Origin of the sequence: Flavobacterium sp., from assembly GCF_043779715.1 — a bacterium.
Lineage (GTDB): Bacteria > Bacteroidota > Bacteroidia > Flavobacteriales > Flavobacteriaceae > Flavobacterium.
Genome location: NZ_JAYWDT010000227.1, coordinates 1 through 6,087, shown reverse-complemented (window position 1 = coordinate 6,087; position 6,087 = coordinate 1). Strand labels below are relative to the sequence as shown.

At 30.1% G+C, this 6,087-nt stretch carries 7 protein-coding genes; 3 read left to right on the top strand and 4 right to left on the bottom strand.

Annotated features, from left to right (window positions below; translation table 11 throughout):
- Positions 1-220 precede the first annotated feature (220 nt).
- Positions 221-886 carry a tRNA (5-methylaminomethyl-2-thiouridine)(34)-methyltransferase MnmD gene (mnmD, locus tag ACH2BG_RS10940; protein ID WP_395047730.1) on the bottom strand — a complete coding sequence of 222 codons (666 nt, stop codon included), beginning with the start codon at positions 884-886 and terminating at the stop codon, positions 221-223.
- Between the two features lie 340 nt (positions 887-1,226).
- Between mnmD and ACH2BG_RS10935 the strand changes: the two genes are divergently transcribed.
- Positions 1,227-2,654: a sensor histidine kinase gene (locus ACH2BG_RS10935; protein WP_395047729.1), complete on the top strand. Its 1,428-nt coding sequence runs from the start codon at positions 1,227-1,229 to the stop codon at positions 2,652-2,654.
- The gene (locus ACH2BG_RS10930) at positions 2,644-3,048 is read left to right on the top strand and encodes a response regulator (protein WP_395047728.1); all 405 of its coding nucleotides are present in this window, start codon (positions 2,644-2,646) and stop codon (positions 3,046-3,048) included. The genes ACH2BG_RS10935 and ACH2BG_RS10930 overlap by 11 nt, the downstream gene beginning before the upstream one ends.
- A gap of 54 nt (positions 3,049-3,102) precedes the next feature.
- Here the strand turns inward: ACH2BG_RS10930 and ACH2BG_RS10925 are convergent, their stop codons facing one another.
- Together ACH2BG_RS10925 and ACH2BG_RS10920 are read right to left on the bottom strand one after the other, a co-directional pair.
- Positions 3,103-3,534, bottom strand: coding sequence for a hypothetical protein (locus ACH2BG_RS10925; protein ID WP_395047727.1), 432 nt, complete (start codon positions 3,532-3,534; stop codon positions 3,103-3,105).
- Entirely contained in the window at positions 3,534-4,034 is a 501-nt protein-coding gene (locus tag ACH2BG_RS10920) for a DUF4920 domain-containing protein (protein ID WP_395047726.1), read from the bottom strand. Before ACH2BG_RS10920 ends, ACH2BG_RS10925 begins: the two co-directional genes overlap by 1 nt.
- Before the next feature lie 216 nt (positions 4,035-4,250).
- Here ACH2BG_RS10920 and ACH2BG_RS10915 point away from each other — a divergent pair, with 216 nt between their 5' ends.
- A complete protein-coding gene (locus tag ACH2BG_RS10915) occupies positions 4,251-5,318 on the top strand; it encodes a branched-chain amino acid aminotransferase (protein ID WP_395047725.1) in 1,068 nt (355 codons plus the stop codon).
- Between the two features lie 60 nt (positions 5,319-5,378).
- Here ACH2BG_RS10915 and ACH2BG_RS10910 read toward each other — a convergent pair whose 3' ends face one another.
- Positions 5,379-5,765 carry a hypothetical protein gene (locus ACH2BG_RS10910; protein ID WP_395047724.1) on the bottom strand — a complete coding sequence of 129 codons (387 nt, stop codon included), beginning with the start codon at positions 5,763-5,765 and terminating at the stop codon, positions 5,379-5,381.
- Positions 5,766-6,087 lie beyond the last annotated feature (322 nt).

Below are 6,087 nucleotides of genomic sequence, written 5' to 3'. Positions count from 1 at the left end.
AGTTAAAAAACCAAACTGCTAGTTCTTCAAGTTCGAAAGGCAATAATGTTTTTACAGCTTTCTCTAATTCTTTACAAAACAAAATAGGATCAAAACTAACTCTTTCAAGAATTGATTTTGCATAATTAACCATTAATTTTGACATAGTATATAATTTAAAATTGTGGTATTCTGATACTCAAATCTACACCTATAAAACGTAAAAAATCATAATAAAGTATTAAAGTTTTTTAAAACTTATCATCATTTCACGTTTTCCTGGTGGTCCAGCTACTTTTTTAACAATAAACCCAACTTCCTGCATAGAACGTTTCACAACGCCACGAGCAGCATAAGTAACTAATATTCCATTATCCTTAAGTGCTTCAAACATATTCCTAAAAATTTCTGTACTCCATAATTCTGGTTGCACTTTGTAACCAAAAGCATCAAAATAAATTAAATCGAAAGTATTTTTGTCTTGAATATCCTGAAAAAATTGTTTTCGCTTTGTTAATGAAAAATTAGGATTAAAAACATTTTTTTCTTCCCAGCTACAATCATGCATTTCTTTGTACTCAGTTTCGAATTCTTCTGCTTTCAATTCTTGCAAATAATTCATTTCAATCGCTTCTTCTTTTTCCACAGGATAAGCTTCTACCCCAGTATAATCGATGCTTAAATTATTTTTTTGTGCTTCTAATAAAGTGATAAAAGCATTCAGACCAGTTCCGAAACCAATCTCTAAAATCGAAATCGTTTTTTCTTCTACCAAGGAAAGTCCATTTTTGATAAAAACATGATATGCTTCTTGTATTGCTCCGTGTTTAGAATGGTAACACTCATCCCAATCTGGCAAATGAATGGTTGTAGAACCATCGAGGGTTTTTATTATTTCTCTTTTCATTACTACTTTTTATTATTTAAATTTGGTGGAATGTTGTGTTTGTCTCGAAAAATATAAACGTCAAATATATGTTATTCTCAGTCTTTGTGGCCATTATTAATTAGAGAAACTGAAGCTTCAATTTAAAACTTAATCTCAATATAAAATTAAATCATTTTTGATAAAAGCGCCTATTTTATTTGTTAACACGAATTGAAAATTCGTCAAATTCAATACTTATATAATGTATTAATTTTCAACACTATAAATTAGCAGGATTTAAGAAAAAATAATTCTTATATTAAAAAAAAAATGTACTTTAGCGTAGTATTAACTGATGCTCTGTTAATTATCAAAACATATGACACAACAAAAAATAACTAAAAAATTAAAACTTCCCAATGTTTTCATTCTTTTGTTAATAGTGTTTTTTTCTTGTGCGCTATTAATTTTTGCTAATTTTTATACCATTAAAATTTTATCGGCCAATAGAGCTTATGTAAACGGAGAATCTCACTATTCTAAAGGACAAAAAGATGCTGTTCGACATCTCATTACGTATATATATACACAAGAAGAGAAGGAATTACAATTATTTGAAAAAGAGTTAAAAGTCCCGCAAGGTGATGGAATTGCTCGAATTGCATTATCTCATAATGGTGATGACGAGGTTATCAAAAATGGATTTAGAGCAGGCAGAATCAATGAAAAAGATTTGGACGACATGATTTGGTTGTTTAAATATTTTAAATCGGTTTCTTTTCTAGCCGATGCCATAAAAGAATGGGAAGAAGGCGATTATTTAATTCATCAATTGGCACTGGTTGGGCATGAAGTTGCTCATGAAATAAATGTGTCTAAATTAAATCTAGCAGAAAAACAATTTCTTCTTCAACGTATTAGTTCTATCAGTGATAAACTGACTATAAACGAACAAGAGTTTTCAAACACACTTGGCGAAGGATGCCGTAAAATTAAAGATTATCTTATTTTAACCAACATCTTTTTCGTTTTAATCATTATTGGGAGCGTAAGCACTTATTATTCGAAAATGGTCAAAAAATTACTCAGTTCCAAAAAAGAAATCGAAGTTAAAAATGAAGATTTAACCCTTGCCAATAAAGAACTGGATAAGTTTGTTTACAGTGCCTCTCATGATTTGAGATCGCCCATCACGTCATTAAAAGGATTGATTGAAATTGCACAATTGGAAGATGATATAAGTCAGATAAAGGACTATTTAAATTTAATGTACAAAAGTCTTACTAAACAAGACCAATTTATAAGCGACATTATTGATTATTCGAAAAACAAAAGAAAACAAGTCGTCATTGAACCAGTAAATTTAACGGACTTGATTGAAGATGCTATAAATCAGCACGAACACATTAAGTCGGTAAAGAAAATCACCATAAAGAAAGAGTTCGAAATTAGCAACATTCATAGCGACAGTTTGCGCTTAAAAATTATTTTCAACAACTTACTTTCCAACGCGATAAAGTATTCGGATGAGAATAAGGAAGACATGCATATTTCTATAAAAACGTACAGCGCTGATAAATTTCATAAAATTGAAATTACAGATAATGGCATTGGTATAAAAAAAGAGTTTCAGTCCCAAATTTTCGACATGTTTTTTGTAACCAACAATAAGAATAAAGGTTCCGGCTTAGGACTCTATATCGTAAAAGAAGCCGTAGAAAACATTAACGGAATAATTACCGTACATTCGGAAAGCAATATTGGAAGTAAATTTACCGTAACCTTACCCAAATTATATGAAACCTAACTATATTTTTTTGGTTGTAGACGATAATGTAATAGACCAACTAGTTGCAAAACAACTCCTTAAAAAAACACTGGATATTGACGTTTCTAACGTTAATATTACTAATAATGGCCTAGAAGCAATAGAATGGATTTGCAATTATAGAAACCAATTCGACCATCCTTTAGTTATTTTATTAGACATTCAAATGCCAGAAATGAATGGTTTTGAATTTCTTAAAAAATATGAAACGCTCCCAAAAAATTTGCAACTAGAAACACAAATTTACATGCTGACTTCCTCCTTAAACGTTGATGAAATTAACCAGTTTAAAAACAATTGCAAGGTCACTGGATTTTTGAACAAACCCTTTCCTGCTAGTGAATTTGGAAAAATGATTTACTCTGATTTATAATTAAGCTACTTTCTGCATAGCTCCTATTTTAGAATGATAACATTTATTCCAATGTTATTTTATCTGCAATTTCTTAATTCTTACAATTGGTCCACCACATTTTACTTCATGACATTTTACACAAGCATCGATACTTGCATTAAAGTGTTCTTTGGCATTTTTTGGGTCTTTATAAATTTGTTCTTGCGCTTGTATAAATGCTGCTGCACGTTGCTTAAAAAAGTCATCGTTTTCTTGCTTGTCAGTCATGACCGAACTGTGAATTTTTAAGAAATGGTTAGGGAATTTTCCTATCGTATCACCGTTTATAATTCGTTGTTTTAATCGTTCATTATCTACATACATTTGTTCCATAAGGGTTGCCATTTCTGACATTTCGTACATGTCAAACTTTTTTTCTGACGAAGGTTTTTCACAATTTTCTTGCTTTTTTTTACAAGAAAACAAGAGTATTGAAGCTAGAAATAGTATTAAATATTTTTTCATTACTTTTTAATTAAAACACCAGTTGCTTGAAAAGCGTATGTGATCTTAGGTTTTGTAATTTTATTTATTTCTTCTTGAGATTTCCCCCCATCTTTTGCATAATGTCTTAATTCATCAACGGATACAACATCTATATAAGCAATTCCGTTAACAATCGCATCTTGTTTGTCTGCGTTTAATGGTACAAAAAAGCCATAATCTTTAAATCGTACGAAGGATTCATTACTATCCGCTAATTCCATAGACATCCAACAACCTTTTTTCTTACAAACCTCTTTGATGACTGACTTGAATTGAGCTTTAATTGTATCACCTTTTTTCAAAGATTCGTATTTTTTTAGCATTTGTTTATTAGAATAAACTTTTGTAGACGAAAATTTATCGCCAAATAAAGCATAATCCGTTATATCAATAGCTTTCTTTTTTGATGAAACTTGAGAATTTGCATTGAAACTTAAAAAAATCATCATTAGCAAAGAAAATAAATACACTTTTTTCATTTTTTGAATATTAATTGTTAAAGTACAAATCTAACAAGAAAATCACAACTTAGTAAATTTAGTTTAACAAAAAACTCATTTTAGTATCAAAAACTCAAATAATGATTTACTAGAATTGCTATAAAATAAAAATTAGCATCACTAGGTTAAATATTTACCTTAACTTTTACAACGCACTTTGTTTTTTACTAAATTAGCCGAAAATAATTTTCTGTAATGGGTTTAGATATTCAAAGCGAAATCGATATAGTGAAAGTAGCTTCTTCAAAGATTAATGAGGTAGATTTTGAAAATCTAGCTTTTGGTAATGTTTTTACAGACCACATGCTTATGTGCGATTTTAAAGACGGAAAATGGGAAAAACCTACTATAAAACCATACGAACCTTTTTTATTAGATCCTTCAGCGAAAGTTTTTCATTATGGTCAAGCCATTTTTGAAGGAATGAAAGCATATAAAGACGATAATAATGATATTTGGTTATTTAGACCTGACGAAAATCTAGATCGTTTTAACAAATCGGCAACAAGAATGGCAATGCCAGAAGTTCCTGAACACATCTTTATTGATGGATTAAAAGAAATTTTGAAAATCGAAAAAGAATGGGTTAAAAAAGGTTTAGGAAATACATTATATATTCGTCCGTTTATGATTGCGATTGGCACTGGTGTTATTGCGCAACCATCAACACAATATAGATTTATGATTATTCTCTCGCCAGCAAAATCTTATTATTCTGGTGAAGTAAAAGTTATCATTGCCGAACATTATAGCCGTGCTGCAAATGGCGGAATAGGCGCGGCAAAAGCGGCAGGAAATTATTCGGCACAATTTTACCCAACAAAATTAGCTAATGATCAAGGTTTTCAGCAAATTATCTGGACAGATGATGCGACACATACTACATTAGAAGAAGCTGGAACTATGAATGTCTTTTTTAGAATAAATGACACTTTATATACTGCACCAACTAGCGAGCGTATTCTTGATGGGGTTACTCGAAAAAGCTTAATAGATTTAGCAAAACGTGAAGGAATAAACGTTGCTGTTAAGCCAGTTATGGTTTCAGAAATTGTAGAAGCTGCTAAAAATGGTTCGTTAAAAGAAATTTTTGGAGCAGGAACTGCTGCGGTTGTAAACCCAATTGTTGGATTTTCTTACCAAGATGTTTACTACGAATTACCTAAAACAGAAAACTCAATCGCTTTAGAACTGAAAGAGAAACTAACTAATATTCAGCACAAACTAGCAGAAGATACTTTTGGTTGGACGGTTAAAGTTTAATTGTTGATTCGGTTATTCGTTGATTTGGTTATTCGGTTAACCAAATCAACGAATAACCAGTTAACCTTTTAGTATTTCTTCAAAATTTGGTTTAAAATAATTTGGCCCTTTTAGCACTTTCCCATCTTCACGATAAATAGGTTTTCCGTCATGACCCAATTTACTCATATTACTACGCTGAATTTCGTCGAAAACAGATTCCATTTTGTCCTGTAAACCATGTTCTATAATCGTTCCACACAAGATATAAAGCATATCGCCAAGTGCATCGGCAATTTCTACAATATCATTATTGGTAACTGCTTCTAGATATTCTTCGTTTTCTTCTTTCATCAAATTATAACGAAGCATATTCTTGTTTTCGCCTAGATCTCCTGTAGGATTGGTGTTTATTCCGAGTCCAAAAGCAGAATGAAACTCATGAACAGATTTTATTTGTTTTTGCATTTTTTATCTTAATTAATTTAAGTGCAAATTATTAAAATGAAATTACAATTGATTATTTTTACAAAAAAATATTTATGTTTAGTTCTGGACAATTACTTTTTGCAGTCATTTTTGCAATTTGCTTTATAATAATTATGATTTTCACTTACCGAAAAGACTTAAAAATTCACAAACAGTATTACAAAGGAAGTTTGTGGATATTGGTTGGGTTTATATTATTTATTAGTTTTTTATTTATAATTAAATCATTAATGAAAGAATAGTTAAAATCTGGTATTTTTTGAATATTTTTTCATATTTTTAACAAAATTTTTATTTATTC

Bases quoted from the DNA above. Each gene is read 5' to 3' on its own strand.
- mnmD (WP_395047730.1), bottom strand. From the start codon at position 886: ATGAAAAGAGAAATAATAAAAACCCTCGATGGTTCTACAACCATTCAT.
- ACH2BG_RS10935 (WP_395047729.1), top strand. From the start codon at position 1,227: ATGACACAACAAAAAATAACTAAAAAATTAAAACTTCCCAATGTTTTC.
- ACH2BG_RS10930 (WP_395047728.1), top strand. From the start codon at position 2,644: ATGAAACCTAACTATATTTTTTTGGTTGTAGACGATAATGTAATAGAC.
- ACH2BG_RS10925 (WP_395047727.1), bottom strand. From the start codon at position 3,534: ATGAAAAAATATTTAATACTATTTCTAGCTTCAATACTCTTGTTTTCT.
- ACH2BG_RS10920 (WP_395047726.1), bottom strand. From the start codon at position 4,034: ATGAAAAAAGTGTATTTATTTTCTTTGCTAATGATGATTTTTTTAAGT.
- ACH2BG_RS10915 (WP_395047725.1), top strand. From the start codon at position 4,251: ATGGGTTTAGATATTCAAAGCGAAATCGATATAGTGAAAGTAGCTTCT.
- ACH2BG_RS10910 (WP_395047724.1), bottom strand. From the start codon at position 5,765: ATGCAAAAACAAATAAAATCTGTTCATGAGTTTCATTCTGCTTTTGGA.